Annotated in this window: 13 protein-coding genes; 5 read left to right on the top strand and 8 right to left on the bottom strand. The window is 63.4% G+C overall.

All coding sequences use genetic code 11. From position 1 onward, the window contains the following. Positions 1–38 precede the first annotated feature (38 nt). Positions 39–944: an IclR family transcriptional regulator gene (locus tag A5779_RS19050; protein ID WP_064884569.1), complete on the top strand. Its 906-nt coding sequence runs from the start codon at positions 39–41 to the stop codon at positions 942–944. Positions 945–948: 4 nt separating this feature from the next. Here the strand turns inward: A5779_RS19050 and A5779_RS19045 are convergent, their stop codons facing one another. The 6 genes from A5779_RS19045 to A5779_RS19020 form a co-directional block, all read right to left on the bottom strand. Further along, complete coding sequence (locus tag A5779_RS19045) at positions 949–1,167, bottom strand: hemophore-related protein (RefSeq protein WP_330220075.1); 219 nt, start codon at positions 1,165–1,167, stop codon at positions 949–951. A gap of 256 nt (positions 1,168–1,423) precedes the next feature. Beyond that, positions 1,424–4,258, bottom strand: coding sequence for an MMPL/RND family transporter (locus A5779_RS19040; RefSeq protein WP_064884564.1), 2,835 nt, complete (start codon positions 4,256–4,258; stop codon positions 1,424–1,426). 35 nt (positions 4,259–4,293) lie between these two features. Further along, positions 4,294–7,212 carry an MMPL/RND family transporter gene (locus tag A5779_RS19035; RefSeq protein ID WP_064884562.1) on the bottom strand — a complete coding sequence of 973 codons (2,919 nt, stop codon included), beginning with the start codon at positions 7,210–7,212 and terminating at the stop codon, positions 4,294–4,296. Continuing rightward, complete coding sequence (locus A5779_RS19030) at positions 7,209–7,628, bottom strand: MmpS family transport accessory protein (RefSeq protein WP_064884913.1); 420 nt, start codon at positions 7,626–7,628, stop codon at positions 7,209–7,211. Before A5779_RS19030 ends, A5779_RS19035 begins: the two co-directional genes overlap by 4 nt. Positions 7,629–7,991: 363 nt before the next feature. Next, the gene (locus A5779_RS19025; protein WP_064884560.1) at positions 7,992–8,789 is read right to left on the bottom strand and encodes an alpha/beta fold hydrolase; all 798 of its coding nucleotides are present in this window, start codon (positions 8,787–8,789) and stop codon (positions 7,992–7,994) included. 22 nt (positions 8,790–8,811) lie between these two features. After that, positions 8,812–10,548 (bottom strand): AMP-binding protein, encoded by a 1,737-nt coding sequence (locus A5779_RS19020; RefSeq protein ID WP_064884558.1) that lies wholly within the window; start codon positions 10,546–10,548, stop codon positions 8,812–8,814. Positions 10,549–11,024: 476 nt separating this feature from the next. Here A5779_RS19020 and pks2 point away from each other — a divergent pair, with 476 nt between their 5' ends. The 4 genes from pks2 to A5779_RS19000 all read left to right on the top strand — a co-directional run bounded on the left by pks2 (position 11,025) and on the right by A5779_RS19000 (position 21,991). Further along, the gene (gene pks2 / locus A5779_RS19015; protein ID WP_413784927.1) at positions 11,025–17,282 is read left to right on the top strand and encodes a sulfolipid-1 biosynthesis phthioceranic/hydroxyphthioceranic acid synthase; all 6,258 of its coding nucleotides are present in this window, start codon (positions 11,025–11,027) and stop codon (positions 17,280–17,282) included. Positions 17,283–17,735: 453 nt separating this feature from the next. After that, on the top strand, positions 17,736–18,554 hold the full coding sequence (locus A5779_RS19010; RefSeq protein WP_064884556.1) for a GAP family protein: 819 nt from the start codon (positions 17,736–17,738) through the stop codon (positions 18,552–18,554). Between the two features lie 69 nt (positions 18,555–18,623). Next, a complete protein-coding gene (gene htpG, locus A5779_RS19005) occupies positions 18,624–20,576 on the top strand; it encodes a molecular chaperone HtpG (RefSeq protein WP_064884554.1) in 1,953 nt (650 codons plus the stop codon). 80 nt (positions 20,577–20,656) lie between these two features. Continuing rightward, the gene (locus tag A5779_RS19000) at positions 20,657–21,991 is read left to right on the top strand and encodes a WS/DGAT/MGAT family O-acyltransferase (protein ID WP_064884552.1); all 1,335 of its coding nucleotides are present in this window, start codon (positions 20,657–20,659) and stop codon (positions 21,989–21,991) included. 16 nt (positions 21,992–22,007) lie between these two features. On the opposite strand, the gene A5779_RS18995 is transcribed toward A5779_RS19000, so the two are convergent. Beyond that, positions 22,008–22,673 carry a methyltransferase family protein gene (locus tag A5779_RS18995; protein ID WP_064884550.1) on the bottom strand — a complete coding sequence of 222 codons (666 nt, stop codon included), beginning with the start codon at positions 22,671–22,673 and terminating at the stop codon, positions 22,008–22,010. A gap of 40 nt (positions 22,674–22,713) precedes the next feature. Further along, a partial coding sequence (locus A5779_RS34890; protein ID WP_413784926.1) for a non-ribosomal peptide synthetase occupies positions 22,714–25,533 on the bottom strand: 2,820 nt, incomplete at its 5' end.

Raw genomic sequence — 25,533 nt, 5'->3', positions numbered from 1 at the left:
GAACGCGTTCCAATTCGAGTCAACGCCCAGGAGGATCGATGTCAGACGCCGAGGCGGCCGGTCGCACCTCACCACCCACTGCCCGAGTGGTGGGCATCCTGGATTTCCTGTCCCGCCATCCACAGGAGCGGTTCGGGCTGTCCGAACTCACCCGCCGGGTCGGTCTGAGCAAGCCGACCTGCCTGGGCATCCTGAGCACCCTCGCCGACTCGGGCTATCTGATCCGCGACAGCGGAGACAAGACGTACCGCCTCGGGCCGAGCCTGATCTCGCTCGGCCACGCGGCTCAGGAATCGATGCGTGTCAATCCGGCGGCCCGAGCCGAGTTGCACGCGCTGTCAGCCGCTTTCGACACCTCAGCGGGCCTGACCGCCGTCGTCGATGACCGGATCACCGTGCTGGAGCTGGTCGGCCCGCCGGGCCGGGACCCTGGAGTACGGGTCGGGCAGAGCTATCCGTTCGCACCGCCCGTCGGCCTGATGTTCGTGCTGTGGGACGACGACGCCCTACGGGCGTGGCTGGCCAAGGTGCCGACGATTCCCTTGCGCACCGAATCTGCCCGGCTGGAGCGAGTGATCGAGAGCTGCCGCACCGACGGTTATCTCGTGGAACGCCTGACCCCCGGAGGTCGCCGGCTCTACGCGTTGATGGCGGGGATGTCGACCAACCTGCCCGACGAGTTGCGTGCGCTGCTGAGCGAACTGGTGTCCGATATCGGCGAGCGGGTGTACCTGCGCGACGAAGGCCCGGGTGGCAACGCCCGCCATGACATCAGCGTCATCTCGGCCCCGGTGTTCGACCACTACCGGCGTCAGGTGATGGCGGTGTCACTGCACATCGGAACGGCCTTGACAGACAAGGAGATCGCCGACCGGGCCCAGGCACTGATGACGACCGCCGATGCGTTGACGACGCAACTCGGCGGAACAAAGCCGACGCGCTGACTACTCAGAAGTTGTTGCAGGTGTCAAAGACCGTCTGCAGCAACCCCAGATAGGGCTGATTGGCCGGTTGAGCGGCTATGCCCTCGGCCATACGCTGACGCTGATCGCGCGGCGCCTCGAGGAACTGCCCCAGAACCGACTGGACTGCGGGTGATGCACCGGCCATGGGGCTCTGCGCATTGAGCGCGCCCATCACCTGCGAATAGCTACAGGTGGTGTTCACAGCCGAGTCAAGCCTGGGATCTGCAGACGCGACCCCCGCGCCGGCAGACAGAGATATTGCCAAAGCACCGACGGCGACTGCCACTTTGATCGGCGATAGTTCAATCATGCGTAGACCTCCTCCCCCCGATGCCCGGACTCTACCCGCCCAAAGTGAATTCTCTTGGGGTTTTAACAATTTGCTACAGCACCCACAGATTCTGCGATTTGCCCAAGTTGGCGATTGGTCGCCGCGACGCAGAACAAACGCGGGCAAATCAGCGTTCGTCGGGCGGAAGCATTAGCGAGCGCGCCACCGACCGAGGCGCCGTATCTCTCAACAACGCGCTCGCCGGGCGCTGGCGCACCTGCTGCGGCCACCAGAACCAACGTCCCAGCAGTGCGGCGATGGACGGCGTCATGAGCGCACGCACCACCAAAGTGTCCAACAGCAGGCCTATGCCGATCGTGGAACCCACCTGGCCGATGATCCGCAAGTCACTGACCACCATCGACATCATGGTGAACGCGAAGACCAGACCCGCGGCCGTCACCACCTTGCCGCTACCGCCCATGGCACGAATGATGCCGGTGTTGATTCCCGCGCCGATCTCTTCTCTCATCCGCGACACCAGCAGCAGGTTGTAATCGGACCCGACCGCCAAGAGGATGATCACCGACATCGCGAGCACGAGCCAGTGCAGGTCTATCCCGAGAATGTGCTGCCAGATCAGTACCGAGAGACCGAAGGCCGCACCCAGCGAAAGTGCCACCGTGCCAACGATGACGAGCGCAGCGATCAGGCTGCGCGTCACCAGCAGCATGATGACGAAGATCAGGCACAGCGCAGCGACCCCCGCGATCAGCAGGTCGTAGGTCGAGCCGTCCCGCATGTCCTTGAAAGTCGGTGCGGTGCCCGCCAGGTAGATCTTGGCGCTCTCCAGCGGAGTGACCTTCAGCGCCTCTTCGGCCGCCTTGACCACCGCGTCGACCCGCGAGATACCTTCCGGTGTCGCGGGGTCACCCCGATGCGAAATGATGAAACGAGCCGACTTCCCGTCGGGCGAGAAGAACAGGGTCATCGCACGCTGGAAATCCTCGTTCTGAAGGACTTCGGGAGGCAGGTAGAAGGAGTCGTCGTTTCGGGCGGCGTCGAATGCCTGGCCCATCGCGGTGGCGTTCGCGCTCATCTCGTCCATCATCGCCAGCGTGCCGGCCATGGTGCTGTGCATGGTCAGAAGCCCGGCTCTCATCGCCTTCATGCTCGCGATCATCTTCGGGAACTGCGCCATCAACTGCGGCATCAGCACATCGAGCTTGTCGGTCTCCTGACTGAGCTCACGCAACTTGTCGGAGACCGCATCCACACCGTCGATCGAGTCGAAAAGGGATCTCGTCGACCAGCAAAACGGGATGTCGAAACAATGCGGTTCCCAATAGAAATAGTTGCGGATCGGCCGGAAGAAGTCGTCGAAATCTGCGACGTGGTCCCGTAGCTCATCGGTGACAACTTCCAACTCGCGCGTGTTCTCCGTCATCCGATGTGTCGTGGTGGCCATTTGCTGCCCCACACCGTAGAGCCGCTGCGTGATATTGATCAGCGTGGTCATGTCGTCCGCCTGCTTCAACAGGTCTTTCATGCGATCCTTCTGGAACGGCATGACCTGTTTCTGATTGGCGCTCTGCAAGCTGAGCAGGAACGGTATCGATGTCCGGTCGATCGGGTTGCCCTCGGGCCGGGTGATCCCCTGCACGCGCGAGATGCCCGGGACGGCAAAGATCCCCTTGGCCACCTTGTTCAAGATCAGCAGATCCGAGGGGTTACGCATGTCGTGATCGGCCTCGAGCATCAGGATGTCCGGGGTCATTCGGGACTGCGGGAAGTGCCTCTCGGCAGCCGCATACCCGATGTTTGCCGGAATGTCTGAGGGCACGTAAAGGCGGTCGTTGTAGCTGGTCTGATAAGCCGGTAGCGCCAGCAACCCGGTCAGTGCGATGGCGCACGCGGTGACGAGAATGGGGGCCGGCCACCGCACGATCGCCGTTGCCAGCCGTCGCCAGCGCCGGACGATGATCTTGCGCTTGGGTTCGAAGAGCCCGAACCGACCCCCCACCGCGAGTACGGCGGGTACGAGCGTGAGTGCGACCGCGACCGCGACCACCATGGCGACGGCGGTCGGAATACCCATGGTCTGGAAGTACGGCAATCGGGCGAAACTCAGGCAGAAGATGGCGCCGGCGATGGTCAGGCCGGAGCCGAGGACGACCTTGGCCACACTTCGATATGTGGTGTAGAAGGCGGTTTCCCGGTCTTCGCCGGCTTGCCGCGCCTCCTGATATCGGCCGAGGAAGAAGATGCCGTAATCGGTGCCCACCGCGATGCCCAGCGACACCAGCAGATTGACCGCGAACGTCGACAATCCGATGACCTGGTGCAGTCCCAGGAACGCGACCACTCCACGAGCGGCCTGGACCTGAATACCCACCATGAGGAGAAGAAGGACGGCGGTGACCACCGAACGGTAGACCAACAGCAGCATCGCAAGGATCACCACGAGGGTGACGATGGTGATCTTGATGATCGATTTGTCCCCGGCGTGGTTCATGTCCGCGACCAACGGCGCGGGTCCGGTGACGTAGGCCTTCACCCCCACCGGAGACGGTGTGCGCGCCACGATGTCGCGGATCGATTCCACCGACTCGTTCGCAAGGGATTCGCCTTGGTTACCAGCCAGATTCAGCTGGACATAGACCGCCTTGTCGTCTGCGCTCTGGACCGCCGGTGCGGTGAGGGGGTCGCCCCAGTAGTCCTGCACGTGCTGCACGTGGCGGGTGTCGGCCTTCAACTGCCGCATCAGGTCGTCGTAGTAGCGGTGCGCCTCGTCGTCGAGAGGTTGTTGACTCTCCACGACGATCATCGCCACGCTGTCGGAATCCGATTCGCCGAAATTCTTGCCGATGCGCTGCATCGCATGGAAGGACGGCGCGTCCTTGGGAACCAGCGACACCGAATACTGCCTGCCGACCTGTTCCAGCGACGGAATGGCGAAGGTCGCGATCGCGACGAACACCAACCAGCCGAGGATGATCGGCACCGCCAAGCGGTGAATCATCCTCGCAATACGCGGTGGACCGTTGCGCGCCACGATCAGCGTTCATCGGGGTTGAGCAGCAGGGAGCGGACCAGCGGTCGGGGCCCGATGGGCCTCAGCAGCGCGCTGGCCGGTCGCTGCCGGACATGTAACGGCCACCAGAACCACCGGCCCAGCAGAGCCGCGATGGACGGCGTCATGAACGCACGTACGACCAAGGTGTCGAAGAGCAGACCGATGCCGATGGTCGAACCGACCTGGCCGATGGTGCGCACGTCGCTGGCCAACATCGCCAGCATGGTCGAGGCGAACACCAAGCCGGCGATTGTCACGACCTTGCCGCTGCCGGCCATCGCGCGAATGATGCCCGTGTTGATGCCCGCCGGGATCTCCTCTTTCATCCGGGACACCAACAACAGGTTGTAGTCGGAGCCGACCGCCAACAGGATGATGAGGGCGATCGCGAGCACGATCCAGTTCAGCTGGATGCCGAGAATGTGCTGCCAGATCAGGACTGACAGGCCGAAAGCCGCACCGAGGGACAGCGCGACCGTTCCCACGATCACCATCGCGGCGACCAGACTCCGGATCATGATCAGCATGATGATGAAGATCAGGCACAGTGCGGCGATTCCGGCGATCAGCAGGTCGTAGGTCGACCCGTCCACCTGATCTTTGGCCATCGCCGAGCTGCCGGTGAGATAGAGCCGGGCGTTCTCCAACGGTGTTCCCTTGAGCGCCTCCTCGGCCGCGGTTCGGATCGGTTCGACTCGCGAAATGCCTTCGGGGGTGGCCGGATCCCCTCGCTGGGAGATGAGCAGACGCGCCGTCTTCCCATCCGGCGACAGGAACACGTCCATGACTCGCTTGAAGTCCGCGTTCTTGAACACATCAGGCGGGATGTAGAAGGAATCGTCGTTCTGGGCGTCGTCGAAGGCGCGGCCCATAGCCGTTGCGCCATCGGACATCTCGTCCATCTGAGCCAGGATTCCGGCCATGGTGCTGCGCATCGACAGCATCATGGTCCGGGTGCTCTCCATGGTGGCGATCATCGCCGGGAACTGAGCGATCATCTGCGGCATGAGCAGGTTGAGTTGATCGAGGTTGCCGATCAGCTGGTGCATGGAGACGGTGAGCTTGTCGACACCGTCGAGTGCCTCGAAAAGCGATTTGATGGACCAGCACAGCGGGATGTTGAAGCAGTGTGGTTCCCAGTACAGGTAATTGCGGACGGGGCGCCAGAAGTCGTCGAAATCCGCCATGTGGTCGCGCAACTCGAGCGTGGTGTCTTCGAGCTCGTGTGTCTTGCCCACCAGGCTGTTGGTCGTAAGCGCGAGTTGCTGCATGAGCCCGTACATGCGCTGCATCGTGGCGATGGTCTTCGAGATCTCGTCGGCCTGGGTGAGCAAGTCGTTCATGCGGGCCTTCTGGAACGGCAAGAGCTGCAGTTGGCCGGCATTCGAGGAGCTGATGATGAACGGAATCGTGGTGTGCTTGAGGGGAATACCCTCCGGCCGGGTCGCGGCCTGCACGCGGGCCACCCCGGGAACGGCGAGCACGCCCTTGGTCAGCTTGTTCAGCACCAGAAAATCGGATGCGTTTCGCATGTCGTGGTCGGCCTCGACCAGCAACACGTCGGGCGAGGCCATCAGCGATTGCTGAAAATGCCGGCCGGCGGCCTCATACCCGGCATTGGCGGGTATGTCCTTGGGCAGATACTTCTGGTCGTTGTAGCCGGCCTGGTAGGCGGGCAGCGCCAACAAGCCGATCAATGACACCGCGCAGGCGGCGACGAGGATGGGCGCAGGCCAGCGGACGATCGCCGTGCCGATGCGGCGCCATCGCCGGGCGATGATCTTGCGCTTGGGCTCGAACAAGCCGAATCGGCTGCCCAGCGCAAGAACCGCCGGGATCAGCGTCAGCGCCACCGCCACCGCCACCATCATGCCGAGGGCACACGGGATGCCGAGAGTCCGAAAGTAGGGCAACCGGGTGAAGCTGAGACAGAAAACGGCGCCGGCGATGGTCAGACCGGAGGCCAACACCACCTTGCCGACGCTGCGATACGTGGTGTAGAAGGACAACTCTCGGTCTTCGCCCGCCTGCCGTGCCTCTTGGTAGCGCCCGACGAAGAAGATTCCGTAGTCGGTTCCGGCCGCGATGCCGAGAGTCACCAGAAGGTTGACCGCATAGGTGGACAGGCCGATGAGTCCTTGATCGCCGAGAAGGGCCACCACACCTCGGGCCACCTGCAATTGGATACCCACCAGGAACAGCAGGATCACGGCCGTGAAGATCGAGCGGAAGAAGAACAGCAGCATCGTCAGGATCACTGCCAGGCTCAGACCCGTCACCAGCAGAACAGTCTTGTTGCCACTCGCGCTCAGGTCGGCGACCATCGCCGCCGGCCCGGTGACGTAGGCCTTGACCCCCGGTGGAGGTGAACTGCGGTCGACGATGCCGCGGACCACTTCCAGGGACTCGTTCGACAGCGGCTGGCCGAGATCGCCCGCAAGACCCATCTGGACGTACACGGCCTTGTTGTCGGCACTCTGGGCCGCGCCGGCCATGAGCGGGTCGCCCCAGAAATCCTGCACATGCTGAATGTGGGCCGGATCGGCTTTCAGCTGGCGGATCAGATCGTTGTAGTAGCGGTGCGCCTCATCGCCGAGTGGTTGCTCTCCCTCGAGCACGATGATCGCCGCGCTGTTCGAGGTGGCTTCGTGGAAGTTCCTCCCCATGCGTTGGACCGCCTCGAACGACGGCGCGTCGCCGGGGATCAGCGATACGGAGTGCTCCTTCTCCACTTGCTCCAGCGGAGGTACGACGGCGCTCAGGACATATGCGATCACCACCCAGCCGAGGATGATCGGGACCGCGAGTGTGCGGATCATCCTCGCGATGAACGGCGGTTTGGCCCCTGGCGTCGGACTCTCCGTCGGGTTCGGATTCGGGCTCGCCGTCGGGCTGCTCATGCGGCCTTCAGAAGGCAGTAGGTGAAGGCACTTTCGCCGTTCTCGACTCTTTCCGACTTCACCTTGTCATCGATGATGATGCGGCAGCCGATTCTGTCGCTGTCGCCCTGCGCGATGACGTTGACCATCGAGGTGGCCTCGCTCATCGGGAACTTCAATGACCATGGCAGGCTTGCACCTTCGACGAACTGCGGCTCGGCGTCGACGTCGAAATAGCTGATGTTGGCGACCGTCCCAGGTGGGCCGAATACCTCGTACACCAGCTGCTTGGGGTCGTAGGGCTTGCGCTCCTCAAGCTCGGTGTCGGCATAAGCAGGGCGGGTCTCGGAACCGAAAACCTTATGCAGCCGAAGGACGGTGAATCCTCCTGCACCCAGGACCACCAATATCAACAGCGGAATCCAAACCCGCTTCAGAACCCCCACGTTCAAGTACCCCCTGAATCCGCGGTCTAGTCCGGACCATCCACGCCACAGGAGCCGGCGAAGTACATCGACCGCGATCCTCGGCGAGGCATCGGCAACACTGATGCGGTTGGCATTCGAACCCAGCCGGGCGCTGTGGTCACGGCAGACACACGGTAGCTCGGGCAGGACAGTTCGAACCTGACAAGTAGATCATTCAGGCCACCTCCATATCGGCCCATTCCCAAGGTGATACGGGATCGTAATCCATATCGCACACCGTCGAAGTGGGAACGGAATTTAACGCAGCTAATAGTCTCGCATCTCTGAGCAATCGCTGCGGGACAGCTGTGGGTCGGGGTCATTTCGCGATTTCTACGCACGTCCGCAGGCACCAACCAGGAAGAAGTCCAGAATTACCTCGTTTACGACGTTCGGCCGCTCCAGAAAACCGAGGTGTCCGGTATCGGCGATTTCGAGATATCGCCCGTTGGGCAACGCATCTGCCACCTCTGCTCCCAGGTACGGCGGCATCACGAGATCGTCGGCAAATCCGATGACGAGGACGTCGGTGGTGATCGTACGGTAGGCGGGTCGCCGATCGCTTCGCGGCGCGACGCCATATTGAGCGCGAATACCTGGTGTCACCTTCGCCGGCCACCTGGTGAACATGTCGATCCAGTCACGTACGGCTTCCTCATCATTCAGCGTTCTCGGTGAAAAGCTCTCAAGCAAGCGTAGTTTCGCATCATAGGTGGCCGGCAACCGCACCCCGGCACCGGCCAAATCCTCTTCGGCGGTACGGAAGAATTCCCGCGTGCGGTCGTGACGGGCCCGGGTTGCCATCAATGCGGCCTGCCGTATCAGTTCGGGACGGGACAGCATCAATTCCTGTGCGATATATGAGCCCATCGAGACCGCCACCACCCGGACGGGCCCAAGATCGAGTCGCTCGATCAGCTCGGCCGTGTCAGCAACCATTGTCGCCGAGCTGAAGCCCTCGGCGTCCGACGTCGCGCCCACACCTCTGTTGTCGAACGTGATCACCCGATATCCGGCGGCGCGGAATGCGGGTACTTGATGGAGATCCCAGGTCCGCCCTACCCCGCCCTGACCGGCGATGAACAACACTGGCTCCCCGTCGCCGCCGTGATCGGCGTAGGCAAGGTTCACGTTCCATTCCCCGAACAGGCACTCACGCGTCCAGCCTGGCGAATTCGCCCTGCCGGTACTGATCGACACAGGCCGCACGCCGGACCTTGCCGCTCGTGGTGATCGGGATAGAACCTGGAGGCACCAGAACAAGGTCGGCCACTCCCAGACTGTGGGTGTTGAAGATGGCCGAGGTGACATCACGCTTGACCGCCGAGATTTGCTCGGCCGGTCCATCGACCGATTCCGACGGCTTCCTGAATTCGATGATCACGACCAACTTTTCGGTAGCGCCGTCCGGGACCGCGATGGCCGCACACCGGCCCCGGCTGATCTCCTGGATGGTCGCCTCGATGTCATCGGGAGAGTGATTACGCCCGTACACGATCAGCAGATCCTTGATCCGGCCGATGACGTACAACTCGTCGTCGAAAATGAATCCCGAATCCCCGGTGCGCAGCCACGGGCCTTCGGGCGTAACCACCGCCGGAGCGGCAATCCTCGCACCGAAGGTCGACTCGGTTGCATCCGGCCTGTTCCAGTAGCCGCTTGCGACGTTGTCGCCGTATACCCAGATCTCCCCGACGGTTCCGGGCGGACACTCGGCGTTGGTCTCGGGGTCGACGATCCTGATCGTCGGCGAGACCGGGATGCCGTAACTGACCAGCGGGGTGCCCGTTCCGGCCTCACAGCGCTGCGCGGTGCCGGCGGTCAGCGTTTCGGATTCGAAACGCACGATCGCCGGCGGTTCACCCGCTTCGCGGGTTGCGATGTACACCGTGGCCTCGGCCATCCCGTAGGAAGGCCGTATCACCGCGGGGTCCAGGTTGAATTTGGCGAACCGCTGGGTGAAGCGCTCGAGCGTTGCGGGGTGAACCCGCTCGCTACCGGTGATGATGACGAGAATCTGAGAGAGATCGAGCCCGGCCATGTCCGCGTCCGACGTCTTGCGCACCGCCAGTTCGAACGCGAAGTTCGGTGCAGCCGTGTAGGTACGGCCGTTGGTCGCGAGCATCTGCATCCACCGTGCGGGGCGTTGCAGGAATGCCACCGGGCTCATCAGGACGGCGGGGACTCCTGCCAGCACCGGCCCGCAGACTCCGAGGTACAAACCCATGTCGTGATAGAAGGGCAGCCACGACACGATGGCCGAGCCCTCTGGGACGACATTTCCGAAGTCGGCGAAGTAACCGGACATCAGCTGTTCGAAGTTGGCCAAGAGGTTTCGGTGCGACATCATGACCCCGGCCGGCTGCCGGGTCGACCCGGATGTGTACTGCAAATACGCGGTATCCGTGGGATTTTCGCTGTGTGATGCCAGCCCGCCTGCAGCGTCGAGATCCAGGGTGTCGACCTCGACGATCGCCGGTGCGGCCAGGGAATTGGCCCTGAGGTAGTCGGTGACTGCACCGGAGACCGCGGAGGTGGTCAGGATCACCGTGGGCTCCGCATCTTGCAGCACCGAGCTGACCCGCTCATCGCTGACACCTCCCATGGGAACCGCCAACGGAACCGCGATCCGGCCCGCCTGTAGCGCGCCGTAGAAGGCGACGATGTAGTCCAACCCCTGTGGCGCAAGGATCAGGGCGCGGTCGCCGGGTGAGCCGAAGCCGCCGAGCGCCCGCGCCACGTTGCACGCACGCCGGTACAGCTGCGAGTACGTCAGGCTCTCTGCCGACCCGTCGAAATTATGTTCATAGTCAACAAACGTCATCGCCGTGTCGTCGCCCTGCAGACCCGCTCGCTCCTGCAGCAACGTCAAAATGGATGCCTCGCCCACGGGAGTCAGGGTATCGCGGTAAGCGCGCCGAGATATCCAGAACCGTCAGCAAACTATATTTGAGTAGCCTTATGAATCACAGCCACGTCATTCCGCACTAGTGGGACGAAATGAGCGAAACAGGACCACGACGGCGGCGAAACGCCTCTGATCTTGACTGTTAAGGCTTGAGCAGGCGAAAGACCCCGAAGTAGTTGAAATCGCCTGCATCTCACCTGTGGATTGATCCGATCGCGAGACAACTTTGCGCAGCGAACATACTGTTAACGTTTGTGAGCGCCCGCGACGGGCGTTGAGCCGCTATTGGACGCTCGCTACCGGCGATCAAATTCTGCGGCCCGGCGTTCGAATGCAGGTATCTGGCCTCATCGCGGATGAACCGCGGAAAGGCCTGCCGGGAGGAGTGCGAATTGAATGCATCCGAAATCGTGCGTGGAGGGCTTCCGGGATCGGATACCGGGATCGGTACCGCCCGTGTGCCTGCCGCACCCGTCACGCCGGTCGCCATCATCGGAATGTCCTGCCGGCTCCCGGGCGGCATCGACTCCCCGGAGCGCCTGTGGGAGGCCTTGATCCGAGGCGACGATCTGGTCACCGAGGTTCCGTCAGACCGCTGGGACGCCGACGAATACTACGACCCGGAACCTGGGGTGCCCGGCCGGTCGGTGTCGAAGTGGGGTGCCTTCCTGGATGACGTTGCCGGCTTCGACGCCGAGTTCTTCGGCATCAACGAACGTGAAAGTGCCGCACTCGATCCGCAGCAACGGCTGTTGCTGGAGACCGCCTGGGAGGCGATGGAGCACGCCGGACTCACACGGGATGCGCTTGCCGACTCACTGACGGGTGTGTTCGTCGGACTGACGCACGCCGACTACCAGATGCTGGCAGCCGACGCTCAAGTCCTGGAAGCGGCATATGGCTTCAGCGGCAACAACTTCAGCCTGGCTTCCGGCCGGATCGCCTACGCGCTCGGGGTGCACGGCCCTGCGCTCACAGTCGACACGGCATGCTCCTCCGGTCTGACGGCGGTACACCTGGCGTGTCGCAGCCTGCACGAGGGTGAGAGTGATTTCGCCCTGGCGGGCGGCGCAACTCTGGCACTGGATCCGCGCAAGTTCGCTTCCGGTTCGGCGGAGGGCATGCTGTCGGCGACCGGGCACTGCCACGCTTTCGATGTCGCGGCCGACGGGTTCGTCAGCGGGGAAGGCTGCGTCGTGATGTTGCTCAAACGACTGGACGACGCCGTGCGGGATGGCGACCGTGTCCTTGCGGTAGTACGTGGCACCGCCGCCAATCAAGACGGCCACACCGTGAACATCGCAACCCCTTCGGATGCCGCCCAGACCGCTGTCTATCGGGCGGCCCTGGCCGCAGCCGGCGTGGATCCCGGCACCGTCGGAATGGTCGAGGCGCACGGCACCGGGACACCCGTGGGCGACCCCATCGAATACGCCAGTCTGGCCAAGGTTTACGGCATCGACGGCCCCTGCGCACTCGCGTCGGTGAAGACCAACCTCGGACATGCGCAGGCGGCCTCGGGTGCCGTTGGGCTGATGAAGGCGGTCCTCGCCGTGCAGCACGGCGAGGTTCCGCAGAACCTCCATTTCACCCGCCTGCCGGACAAACTCGCCGCGATTCCGACCAATCTGTTTGTGCCGCAGCAGACTACTCCGTGGTGCACCAACGGGCACCGCCCCCGGCGCGCAGCGGTGTCCTCGTACGGCCTTTCGGGTACCAACGTTCACGCGATCGTGGAGCAGGCACCGGTATCGGCCCAGGAGCCGGTAGCGGCCCAGTCGCCGGTGTCCCTGCTGTTCCCACTGTCGTCAACCTCGGCCGGAGAGCTGCGTCGCACAGCGGGCCGGCTGGCCGACTGGGTCGACGCACATGACGATGTCGCCCTGACGGATCTGGCCTACACCTTGGCCCGCCGCCGGGTACACCGGCCGGTACGCACCGCCGTGAGCGCCGGCAGCCGACCGGAACTGGTCGCCGCCCTGCGTGCGGTCGCCGAGGGTGACACCCCCCATCAAGCCGCAGTGGGGCGCGACGACCGGGGACCGGTCTGGGTGTTCTCCGGCCAGGGTTCGCAATGGGCGGGAATGGGCGCCGATCTGCTGGCGACCGAACCCGTGTTCGCCGCCACCGTGGCGCAGGCCGAACCGATCATTGCCGCAGAGTCGGGATTCTCTGTGACCGAGGCAATGTCGTCGCCGGAAACCGTGACCGGCCAGGACCGGCTGCAGCCGACATTGTTCACCATGCAGGTCGCCATGGCCGCCACCATGAGGGCGCAAGGGGTGCACCCCGGTGCCGTCATCGGCCACTCCCTGGGTGAGGGCGCAGCAGCTGTCGTCGCCGGGGCGCTCTCGCTGGAGGACGGCCTACGACTCATCTGCCGCAGGTCCCGGCTGATGTCCAGGATCGCCGGCAAGGGCGCCACGGCAGCCGTGGAAATGCCTGCGAAACAAGTACTTTCGGAGTTGACGGGCCGCGGCATCAACGACGTCGTGGTGGCAGTGGTCGCTTCGCCGAAGTCCACTGTCGTCGCCGGTACCACGCAGACAGTGCGAGACCTGGTGGCGGACTGGGAACAACGTGGGATCATGGCCCGCGAAGTCCCCGTCGACGTGGCCTTCCATTCGCCCCAGGTGGAACCGATCGTCAGCGATCTCACCGAGGCTCTCGCGGATCTCAAGCCGATGACACCGGAGATCCCGTTCTATTCGGCGACCCTTTTCGACCCGCGGGAACAGCCGGTGTGCGATGCCCAGTACTGGGTGACCAACATGCGCAAGATGGTGCGCTTCGCCACCGCGGTACAAGCTGCGCTGGAGGACGGCCACCGGGTATTCGCCGAACTTTCGCCCCATCCGCTGCTCACCCGCGCACTGGAACAGACCGCCGCCGCGCGCGAGACACCGATGGCCGCATTGGCCGCGATGCGCCGTCAACAATCGATGCCGAACGGACTGCGCGATCTCCTGGTAGACCTTCACAGCGCCGGCGCCGAGGTCGACTTCTCGGTGCTGTGCCCCACCGGGCAGCTGGTGGACGCACCGCTGCCGACCTGGACGCACCGCCGGCTGTGGCTCAGCGGCGGTGGACAGGAAGCTCCGACCCACGGCGGTTGCACCATCGCGGTGCATCCGTTGTTGGGGGCCAACGTCCGACTGCACGAGGAACCGGAACGGTACGTCTGGCAGTCCGATGTCGGCACCGGAGCCCAGCCGTGGCTCGAGGATCATCAGGTTCGCTCGGTCGCCGTGCTCCCCGGTGCCGCGTACTGCGAGATGGCGCTGGCTGCTGCACGGACCGTGATCGGTGAGGTTTCCGAAGTCCGTGACATCCGGTTCGAGCAGGCGCTGCTGCTGGACGAACAGACGGTGGTGGGCGCCTCGGCGACGGTATCGGCTCCCGGCGTGGCCGACTTCACCGTGGAAACCGACGAGGAGGGCCAGCAGAGGCGGCACGCAACGGCCGTCCTGCGGGCCGCGGCGGATGAGATTCCGCCCAGCTACGACATCTCCGCGATCCTGACCGTCCATCCCTGCGACGAGGATGGCTCAGAGGTCCGTAACCGGGTGGGCCGGCACGGTATTCAGTACGGTCCGGCGTTCACCGGTCTGGTCACCGTGTACACCGGCGAGACAGAGGCACGCACGGTGCTTGCCGAGGTGGTGCTCCCCCGTTCGATCCGCTCACAGCAGGACGCCTACGGGGTACATCCGGCGTTGCTGGACGCCTGTTTCCAATCGGTCGAGGCTCATCCCGATGTCCAGGCGCTCGGCGGAGACGTGCTCGGCTTGCCGCTGGGGGTCCGGCGGTTGCGCACATACGGCCCGGCCCGCAACGCGCACTACTGCTACACAAGGTTGACCGCCGCTGACACCACGGGCATCGAGGCCGACATCGACGTTCTCGACACCGACGGCACCGTGCTACTGAGTGTGCAGGGCTTACGCCTGGGCACCGGCGCATCCGCAGGCGCGCATGACGACCAGGTTCTCAGCGAGAGACTGCTCGCCGTCGAATGGCGTCAGCGGGAGCTGCCGGAGGTGGAGTACGCCGATGCCGGTTCATGGCTGGTGATCAGCGCCGCCGCCGGCCCGGACGTGGTTGCCGACAAGCTGTGCAACATCCTGAAAGACCGTGGCGCACTGTGCACCAGCATGAGTTGGCCCAACCAGGCCGACGACTCACTCACCTGTGAGCAGCTCGCCAACCATCTACGGGCCGGCCGCTTCACCGGGGTGGTCATCGTGACGGCGCCGAATGACGGTGAACACGCCGAGCAGTCACCGTTGTTGGGTCGTGAATACGTTCGTCATCTGGTCCACATGACCCGCCAACTGCCGGAGATAAGCGGCGAACTGCCCCGCCTGTACGTCGTGACCCGTAATGCACAGACCGTGCTGGCCGGCGATGTGGCCAATCTGGATCAAGCCGAACTACGCGGCCTGATCCGGGTCATCGGCACCGAACACCCGCATCTGGCCGCCACGCAGATCGATGTGGACCAGACCGTCGACGTGGAGCAGTTGGGTGCCCAGCTGCTCAGCGGATCCGAGGAAGACGAGACCGCATGGCGCAACGGGCGGTGGTACACCGCCCGGCTGTGCCTGGCCCCCCTCCGTCCCGAGGAGCGACAGACCACCATCGCCCATCACGAACGCGATCGGATGCGGCTGCAGATCCGCACCCCCGGGGACCTGGAGTCGATGGAACTCGTGGCCTGCGAACATGTTCCGCCGGGCCCGGGACAGATCGAAGTCGCGGTCACCGCCTCCAGCATCAACTTCGCCGATGTGCTGGTCGCTTTCGGCCGCTACCCCGCCTTCGACGGCCGGCTTCCCCAGCTCGGCATCGACTTCGCCGGGGTGGTGACCGCGGTCGGACCCGACGTCACCGATCACAAGGTAGGTGACCATGTGGGCGGTTTGTGTGCCGAGGGCTGTTGGGGCACATTCGTCACCTGCGACGCGCGGCTGGCCACCACCTTGCCGACCGGGTTGTCCGATGCCGAGGCAGCGGCGCTGACCATCGCGACTGCGACCGCCTACTACGGTCTCAACGACATGGCCCGCATCAAGGCGGGCGACAAGGTACTGATCCACTCGGCCACCGGCGGGGTCGGCCAGGCCGCCATGGCCATCGCCCGCGCCGTCGGCGCGGAGATCTTCGCCACGGCAGGCAGTGAGCAGCGCCGGCAGTTGCTGCGGGACATGGGCGTTGAACATGTCTACGACTCGCGAACCCTGGAGTTCGCCGATCGGATTCGTCAGGACACCCAGGGCTACGGGGTGGACATCGTGCTCAATTCGGTGACCGGTGCAGCCCAACGGGCCGGGCTCGAATTGCTGGCGTTCGGTGGGCGATTCGTGGAGATCGGCAAGCGCGACATCTATGGTGACAGCCGGTTGGGGCTCTTCCCCTTCCGGCGCAACCTGTCGTTCTATGCCGTGGACCTGGCGCTGATGTCCGTCAGCCATCCGGACCAGTTGCGGGAGCTGTTGTCCACGGTGTATCTGCTGAGCGCCGAAGGCGACCTGCCGATGCCCGAGTTCACCCGCTATCCGCTCGCCGACGCGGCCAGCGCCATCCGGATGATGAGCGGCGCGCAACACACCGGCAAGCTCGTTCTCGACATCCCGCACACCGGCTCCACCCGGCTTGTGGTTCCGCCTTCTCAGGTGCGGGTGTACCGGCCGGACGGCGCCTACATCGTCACCGGCGGTCTCGGAGGCCTCGGACTGTTCATGGCCGAGAGAATGGCGGCCAACGGATGCGGACGCATCGTGCTGTCTTCTCGTTCCCAGCCGAGCGAACCGGCGTCGAAGATCATCGATCGCATCCGCGCGACCGGTGTCGACGTCCTCGTCGAATGCGGCGACATCGCCGAACCGAGCACTGCGGAACGATTGGTCGCAGTGGCAACCGCCGGCGGGCTCCCGGTGCGGGGGGTGTTGCACGCGGCGGGCGTGATCGAGGACGCCGCGCTGACCAACATCACCGACGAGCTCATCGAGCGGGACTGGGCACCAAAGGTTTACGGCGCGTGGAATCTCCACACCGCGACCGCCGACCAGCCGCTGGACTGGTTCTGTTCGTTCTCCTCGGCGGCAGCGCTGGTCGGTTCCCCCGGGCAGGGCGCCTACGCCGCGGCTAACAGCTGGCTGGACGCCTTCAGCTTGTGGCGCCGGTCCAAGGGATTACCGGGCACCGCCATCGCCTGGGGCGCATGGGGGCAGATTGGCCGCGGCACCGCGCTGGCCGAGAACGCCGGAATCGCCATCGCGCCCGACGAAGGTGCGTATGCGTTCGAAGCACTGCTGCGCCACGACCGGGCGTACACCGGCTACGCGCCGATCATCGGCGCGCCGTGGCTGAGCGTGTTCGCCGAACGCAGTCCGTTCGCCGAGGCATTCCGGTCGACCGGCCAGAGTTCAACGGGCACAAGCAAGCTGCACGCCGAGCTCGACGAGCTTCCCCCGGAAGAGTGGGCAGGCAAGTTGCGGCACGTCATCTCCGATCAGGTGAGCGTGATCCTGCGGCGCAGTGTGGACCCGGACCGCCCGCTCTCTGAGTACGGCATGGATTCACTGGGAGCACTCGAATTACGAACCCGCATCGAGAACGAAACCGGAATACGCATCTCGGCAACAGGGATCACGACCGTACACGGCTTGGCAGACCTGCTGTGCGAAAAACTCCTGCCCGCAGGGGCTGCCTGACATGCCGGGCGGGAAGCGGTTGAGCCAGATTCTCTACAGCAAATTCTGCAACCGGCATATGAATCGCTGCGCCCAGCGGCCCACGAAGCCTGGGGCCGAACCCCTTGAGGTGGGTCGGACACGTCCGTCAACGCTCGCTTACTCGGTCCGCGGGAGCCCCCGAGCCGTTCGGTATCGACCACTTCACGATTCAGTGGACACGTGCATAAAGTGGCTTAAATAGACTATGTAGCAGTCAATTTGGAGTACACGTTGCTGAAAGAGCGGGGAAGAACAGCAGAATAGCACCGAGAGCGACGGGAGCCGATCCCGAGGGGCGCGCGCAGCCGAGAGAGACCACACATCACAACTTGCGCAGCCCCATGGATTCGCATGGCCAATCGAGCTCGGAATAGACATGATGAAGTTTCAAGAACCCGAACAGCAAATAACAACCAAGGTAGGATTCCGGTCATGTGGGGCTCGTTGGTAGTACTAGCGCTTTTGACCACCATCAATCCGGTACGCCTCGGAATCATCCTCTTGGTGCTCTCGCGTCCGCGGCCCGTGCAGAATCTGCTCGCCTACTGGGCCGGCGCAGTGCTGATCGGAATGGCCAGCCTCGTCATTCCGCTGATCGTGCTCCACTCCACTCCGGCGTCGTCCGCGTTCGCGAGAAAATTCGCTCATCCCACCGCCGACCCGCTCACGCAGCGCATCACCATCGGCATAGGGGTCCTGCTCCTGGCGATCGCCGCGTTCATGGTGGCCCGCGGATTGATGCGCAAACCGGTCGCCGTGGGCAGTCATCGGAGGGTGGCGGGAGACGGGGCCGGCGCCACCTCGACACTCGTGGACGACTCGGGCGCACCGCCGGCCATCACCCGGCTGTTGTACTCCACCCCAGCCGATTCCGACGGCGATGCCGATCCGAAATCACGGCGGTTGATCGGACGATTTCGCGAAGCCTGGCAGAACGGCTCCCCCTGGATCCCGTTCGTCATCGGGGTCATCGTGGTCCCGCCGCTCGACGGGATTCTGTTCGCGCTCGCCATCGTCGTCGCCTCGGGTGCCTCGTTCGAAGTCCAGTTGATCGCGCTGATCGCCTTCGTCTTCGGCGTACTGCTCGTGGAGGAGTTCATCCTCATCAGCAACGTCGTCGCACCGGCGAGAACTCAAGCGGTACTCCGTCGGTTGCACGAATGGGCACACACCCACCGCCGAAAGTTCGTCGCGGCCATCCTCGCCGTTGTGGGGCTGTCACTCATGGCCAGGGGTATGGGAGGCCTCTGAGAGATTGCGGCGGCTCGGTATTCTCCTCCTTGCTAGCCAACGTAGGTTGATCTGTGGGGATGGAATCACATGTCTGCACCTGTCGAACAGTTGGAGTTTCAGGCGGAGGCACGCCAACTCCTGGATCTGCTGGTCCACTCGGTCTACTCCAACAAGGACTCGTTTCTTCGAGAGCTGATCTCGAACGCGTCCGACGCCTTGGACAAGCTCCGCCTCGAAACGCTGCGGAACAAGGACCGGACCGCTGACATCTCTGACCTCCACATCGATATCGAGGTCGGGCGGGATCCGCGAACGCTGACCGTGCGCGACAACGGTATCGGGATGACACGCGAAGAAGTAGTCGACCTGATCGGCACCCTCGCCAAATCCGGCACCGGCGAGCTGCGCCGGCAACTACAGGAAGCCAAGAAGTCGGCCGACTCCGAGGAACTGATCGGACAGTTCGGCGTCGGGTTCTACTCCACGTTCATGGTGGCGGACAAGGTCGAACTGCTCACCAGAAAGGCCGGGGAGAGTGGGGCGACCCGTTGGGTGTCGAGCGGCGACGGCACCTACACCATCGAGTCCGTCGATGAGGCACCGCAGGGCACGTCGGTCACGCTGTACCTCAAACCCGAGGACGTCGACGACCAGCTTCACGACTACACCGCTGAGTGGAAGATCAGAGAGCTTGTCAAGAAGTACTCCGACTTCATCGCCTGGCCCGTCCGCATGCAGGTCGAGCAACACACGCCGGCTGCCGAGGAAGGCGGTCCAGACACCGTCACGGTGGAAACGCAGACGCTCAACTCGATGAAGGCGTTGTGGGCCAAGCCCAAAGACGAGGTTTCCGAAGAGGAATACCACGAGTTCTACAAGCACATCGCCCACGCCTGGGACGATCCACTCGCCGTCATCTCGATGAGGGGCGAGGGCAGTTTCGAATACCAGGCCCTGTTGTTCATTCCGTCGCATGCCCCGTTCGACCTGTTCACCAGGGACGCCAAGACCGGCGTCCAGCTCTACATCAAGCGCGTCTTCGTGATGGGAGATTGCGAAGAGCTCATGCCCGGCTACCTGCGCTTCGTCAAGGGCGTCGTGGACGCACAGGGCATGTCACTCAATGTCTCTCGCGAGATCCTGCAACAAGACCGGCAGGTCACCGCGATTCGCCGCCGGCTGACCAAGAAGGTCCTGTCGACCATCGCGGATCTGCAGGCCGGCAAGCCCGAGGACTACCGCACCTTCTGGACACAATTCGGCGCCGTCCTCAAAGAGGGTCTGATGTCGGACGTGGACAATCAGGACACGCTGCTGCGGATTTCGTCCTTCGCCACCACGTTCTCCGACCCCGAGAACGACAGGGGCGTGACGACGCTGCCGGAGTACGTCGCACGTATGAAGGATGGGCAGGAACAGATCTTCTACGCGACGGGGCCCTCTGTAGAGCAACTCCAAAAGTCACCACACCTGGAGGCGTTCAAGGCCAAAGGCTACGAGGTGCTCCTGCTCACCGACCCGGTCGACGAGGTTTGGGTTGGCTCGGTACCTGAATTCGACGGCAAGCCACTGCAGTCGGTCGCCAAGGGTGAGGTCGATCTCGACTCCGAGGAAGACAAAGCCGCACATGAGGCCGCACGAGAGGCTCAGAAGCAGGAGTTCGCCGAACTCATGGCCTGGCTGAAGGAGACGCTGAGCGAACGGGTCTCCGAAGTGCGCTTGTCCAGTCGCTTGACCGAATCCCCGGCCTGTCTGATCACCCCCACATTCGGAATCACGCCGGCATTGGCGCGCATGTACCGGGCGTCCGGACAGACCGTTCCGATCGGCAAGCGGATCCTCGAGCTCAACCCGAGCCATCCGCTGGTCATCGGCTTGCGTCAGGCACATTCTACGAGCGGCGATGATGCCGGTTCCCATCGGCTCGCCGAGACCGCTGAATTGCTCTACGGCACAGCTCTTCTTGCCGAAGGCGGGCTGCCCGACGATCCGGCCAGGTTCGCCGGAATTCTCGCCGACCGCTTGGCCAACACTGTGTAAAAGGTGCTATCGCAGCAGATTCCGGAACATTTCGTTGCAATTGTCAGGTAAATCGGCGTTCGGCCTCGTACCGTACAAAAATGAGCAACGTACTCGACCTGCTCGATCAGACCATGTACGACATCAACCAAGCCACCCGATCGAGCACTCTGCTGCAGTGTGTCTGGGAGTACGACCGTCCGATCGACATCGCCGGTCTACAGCGGTTTCACGGCCATATCCAGCGAGGGCGGCTTTCTCGCTGCATCGCCCGGTCACCCTTGCCGTTCGGCCGCAGCCGGTGGGTGAAGCCCGAAAACTCATCTGAGCTGGAGATCGTCGAGTTGGCGCGCCCGCGTGCGGCATTCGATGATTGGCTCAACGAGCAGGTCACCAGCCCACTGGATTCCGAGCACGGACCCGGTTGGCATCTCGCGACCTTGCCGTTCACCGAGGGTGGGGCGGGCGTGAGTTTGGTCATCTCGCACTGTCTGGCCGATGGCGTCGGGTTGTGGCAGGCGATGATGGAGGCCGCGCTCGGCCAGGACGACCCGATCAACTGGCCGCCTGCCGGGTCGCGCGGACGCTGGCAGGCCATCCGGCAAGATGCCGGACAAACCGTGAGGGACATTCCGGCCATAGGCCGTGCGATCGTCGGCGCGATACGACTGGGGCAGCAAGGGCGCAAAGGCACCGGAGCTGCCGCGCCGCCCACCGCTGCTTCGCCTGCGCCGCCGGAAACCGACGAATCTCATCTTCTCCCAACGGCAACCATCTTCATCGATGCCGACAAATGGGACGCCTGCGCCCACGCACTCGGCGGTACCCGAAACACGCTGCTGGTGGGGCTGGCGGCTCGTCTTGCCCAACGTGCCGGACGTGTTGCGACAGACGGTTCGGTGGTCGTCACGCTCCCAGTCAACGAACGCACCCCGGGCGATACCCGCGCCAACGCGATCGGCGGCGTACGTGCCACGGTCGATCCCGCATCGGCGACGACTGACCTACGCAGTATCCGAGCAGCAGTCAAGCAGGAACTCATTCGGCACTCGGAAGAGCCCGACCCTCAGCAGGTCCTGAATGCCCTGGTACCCCTCATGTCCGAGAGGATCCTCAACGCCGCCCGGGGAGCGACCAGAGGCAACCCCTTCAATCTCGTCGGCGCGTCGAACGTCGGAGAGGTCGATCCCGCCGCCGGCCGGGCAGATGGGACGGACGCCGCATTGTTCGCCTTGAGGTTGCACCACCTCGGGGTGTCCGCGTCGACGCTGCACCGGTACGGCGGTGTTCAGACCATGCTCTCGGGAACTGTGAACGGACAGTTTTTCATCTCGCTGATTTCTTACCTGCCTGGACGCGCTAACTCGAACGATGAACTGCGCCTTGATCTTTCGACCGCTTTGAAGGAGTTCTCGCTCACCGGCACTTTTCTGTGAAGGGCGACGCCACCACTTACCAAACGCCTGGCACCAGGCGATAGCGAACCTTCTGCATATATTCGCGATAGCCGGCCAACTCTTCTTGAAGCAGCGCTTCTTCATCGTGGATGCGGAACGCGAAGACGAGCACAGACGGGATGATGAAGATCAACCCCCAGTAGGATCCGAGCGCCAGAGGCACACCTACCAGCAGAAATGCGTTGCACGTGTACATGGGGTGCCGCACCAGCCCGTAGAGACCGGTAGAGACGAGTTGCTGGCCGGCTTCCACCCGCACCGTGACCGCGGCATGGCTGTTCTGGACGAGCACCACTTGGACAATGGTGATTCCGATTGCGACCAGGATGTTTCCGACTATGGACATCGCTGTCGGCACTGCGGACCAGCCAAATCGGTGGTCGAGGGCGCTGACGATCAGCATTGCCGCGCCGAGCAGAAACACTCCGCTCACGACCACTTTTTGAAACGGGCGGGTCTCCGCGGTCGGTATTCGTCGCTCCAAGACCTCGGGATTCGTCCGCAGGAAATAGATGCTCGAGACCCATCCGGTGGTTGCGATCACGGCCAAAAGAACCCAGGCCTGCCAGTAGTTCGGCGTGCCGGCCGGCACAAACACGAACAGTGCGTAGGACACCAGCCCCAGCGTGCCCGTGAACAGCATTCGCAAAATGTTCCTCATCACCCCTCCTGGGTTAAACGCGAGACTTGGACCGGCTACGTCAGCAATCCAGTGAAGTCGAAAGGTGCCCGCCATACTCGCTCAGCGACTCGGCATTGAACATCTGGAAATGCGTGCAGTCCACAGTGGTCACCTCGATATCACCGTCGACAAACGGTCCCCAACTCTTCAGACAGGACCGAACGGCCGCCCGACTGCGGAACCTGCTCCATCCCGAGCGCGAGCGAGTACCCGCGTTTCCGTGGCTCACCCGCCGCAGTGCAGAGAAGGCGACCACATCTCCGTGGAACACCTCGGGCATGTGCTTCAAGAGGCACATCTGGTCAGTGCTGACACTCTGCGCCATGAACTCGATCAGCGCCTTCGGCGGCAGGGTGAAACCAGAGGCGTTCTGGCGCCGAACAAGTTCTTCAGCCCGTCGGTATGTAAGCGGCCCCCAGTGCAACGGCACGGCGATATTGTTGGTCTGTAGAAGGTAATCCAGAACCCAGCCCTCGATGGCGTTTCGATTATTGGCGATTGCCCGAACTACGCTGGCTCTGAATTTGCTTGTGCTCAGTACCGCATCTACCAACACCAGTCGCCGGACCTCGCAACCTCTGCGCTGGAGTTCTACTCCCAATGCATGCGCGACGATGCCGCCGAAAGACCAACCAAGAAGCGTATACGGCCCACGTCCATGAAGGGCCTGGAGCCTGTCGGCATAACTTTCCGCCATACTCCGAATTGTTGAGTCTGCGGCTTCACCGACTCTGGAAATTTGGTTGACGCCGATAATCGGGCGGTCCACGAACTCACCCAACGCCCGATAGGACCAACTCAGGCCATAACCGTCATGGATGCACCACAACGGAACGCCGCTGCCTTCCTTGAGCACTTCAACGGGTACCACCTGCTCGGCGCTGCTCGCCTTGCCCACTCGTTGGCCGAGCTGCCGCACCGACGGTGCGTCAAATATGGCGCTTACTGCCAGGTCTGCATCGAGGCTGGCGTTGATCGCATTGATCAACCGCATGGCGGACAGAGAATCGCCACCCAGATCGAAGAAGGAATCGTCGACACCGACGCGCTCCAACCCCAACACCTGGCCGTAAATTGCGGCCAGCATCTCTTCGACAGGATTCGTCGGGGCGCGGTATCCGTCACTGTCGCTGTATTCAGGCGCAGGCAGGGCACGCTTGTCCAGCTTGCCGTTGACGGTCAGCGGCAGGGAGTCGAGCAGCACCAACGCGGCCGGCACCATATAGCCGGGCAATCGCTCTGCCAGGATCGCCCTGGCATCTACCGGATCTGCCGTGCCGGTGATGTAGCCGACGAGACGTTTGTCGCCCGGCCGATCTTCCCGGACGACCACCGCTGCCTGACGCACACCGTCAAGATTGATGAGCGTTGTTTGGATCTCGCCCAATTCGATGCGATAACCGCGGATCTTTACCTGCTCATCGGCTCGCCCGGCATACCGCAACTGCCCATCCGGACCCCACGACACCAGATCTCCGGTCCGGTACATCCGCGAACCCGGGGCCCCGAACGGGCATGGCACAAACCGCGATGCGGTCAAACCTGGCCGGCGCACGTAACCCACACCCACACCGCGACCGGCCACGTACAGCTCACCCATCACACCTGGAGGCACTGGATGCAACCATCGATCCAAGACGAACAATGCCGCACCGGGAACCGGGAACCCGATCGGAACGACAGCCGGACCGGCTGGCCCAGCTTCCTTCAACGGCGCGCTGATCGTGGCATAGACAGTCGTCTCCGTCGGACCGTACCCGTTGATCATCACCCGGCCCGGTGCCCAGCGATCCACCACATCCGGCGGGCACGCCTCGGCTGCCACCATCAACGCCGTCACTGAACCCAACAGACTCGGATCTAACACCCCTACCGCAGAGGGTGTTTGACTCAGCACCGACACCCGTTGTTCAACAAGCAGCGCCTGCAGTTCCTCGGGCGACCGGGTGACCGAATCGGGCACCACCACCAGCCGTCCACCGTGCAGGAGAGCCCCCCAGATCTCCCACACCGAATAATCGAATGCCAAAGAAGAACACGCGGCCCACACCTGCTGGGGCCCCATCTCGACACCGACGTCCAGTCCGTCGAACAACCGCGTCACGTTCTGATGGGTAACCGCAACACCTTTCGGAACTCCAGTCGTTCCCGACGTATAAATGACGTGGGCAACGTCATCGGGTGCGGGCGCCGGCAACGGGGTACAGGGCTGATCAGCAATACACGGATCGCAGACGTCTATGACAGGCACATCGCATTCGGCCAATCGGCCGACGGAACCACCTGAGGACAGCATCACCACAGGCTCGGCATCAGCCAGGACGAACTGCACCCGGTCGTCGGGTACCGCCGGATCAATCGGCAAGTACGCCGCTCCAGACTTGAGCACACCAAGGATCGCAACTATCGCATCAGCAGAACGGCCCATCAACAAACCCACATACCGCCCAGCCTGTGCGCCTTGAGAGACCAAGAGATGCGCCAGCCTGTTCGACGCCTCATCCAGCTGCCCGTACGTCAACGAGCGGCCTTCAAAACTCACCGCCACCATGTCGGGTGTGCATGCTGCTTGCCGCGAGAACACCGCCGGAACAGACACCGGCACCACCGACTCCGCGAGCACCGATCGGTTGCCCATGGCATCCAACCGGTTGTATTCGTCCTCGTCCAGGAAGTCCACAGAAGACAAGCGGCGGTTGGGATCCACCGCCATCGCTGCCAGCATTCGATTGAACCGTTCGACCAGTACCTCGATACTGGCCGTGTCGAATACATCGGTGCGGAACTCGACAGTGCCGCCGATGCCTGCGGGTTCGCCGGCGTCGTCCCAGCGTTCCGA

Source organism: Mycolicibacterium peregrinum, assembly GCF_001665625.1.
GTDB lineage: Bacteria > Actinomycetota > Actinomycetes > Mycobacteriales > Mycobacteriaceae > Mycobacterium > Mycobacterium peregrinum_B.
Note: the sequence above shows the minus strand (reverse complement) of the source record. Positions and strands in the feature narration are given on the sequence as shown.

Excerpts from the sequence above, each read along its gene's own strand:
- A5779_RS19050 (WP_064884569.1), top strand. The coding sequence starts at position 39 with ATGTCAGACGCCGAGGCGGCCGGTCGCACCTCACCACCCACTGCCCGA.
- A5779_RS19040 (WP_064884564.1), bottom strand. The coding sequence starts at position 4,258 with ATGATTCACCGCTTGGCGGTGCCGATCATCCTCGGCTGGTTGGTGTTC.
- A5779_RS19035 (WP_064884562.1), bottom strand. The coding sequence starts at position 7,212 with ATGAGCAGCCCGACGGCGAGCCCGAATCCGAACCCGACGGAGAGTCCG.
- A5779_RS19010 (WP_064884556.1), top strand. The coding sequence starts at position 17,736 with ATGTGGGGCTCGTTGGTAGTACTAGCGCTTTTGACCACCATCAATCCG.
- htpG (WP_064884554.1), top strand. The coding sequence starts at position 18,624 with ATGTCTGCACCTGTCGAACAGTTGGAGTTTCAGGCGGAGGCACGCCAA.
- A5779_RS19000 (WP_064884552.1), top strand. The coding sequence starts at position 20,657 with ATGAGCAACGTACTCGACCTGCTCGATCAGACCATGTACGACATCAAC.
- A5779_RS18995 (WP_064884550.1), bottom strand. The coding sequence starts at position 22,673 with ATGAGGAACATTTTGCGAATGCTGTTCACGGGCACGCTGGGGCTGGTG.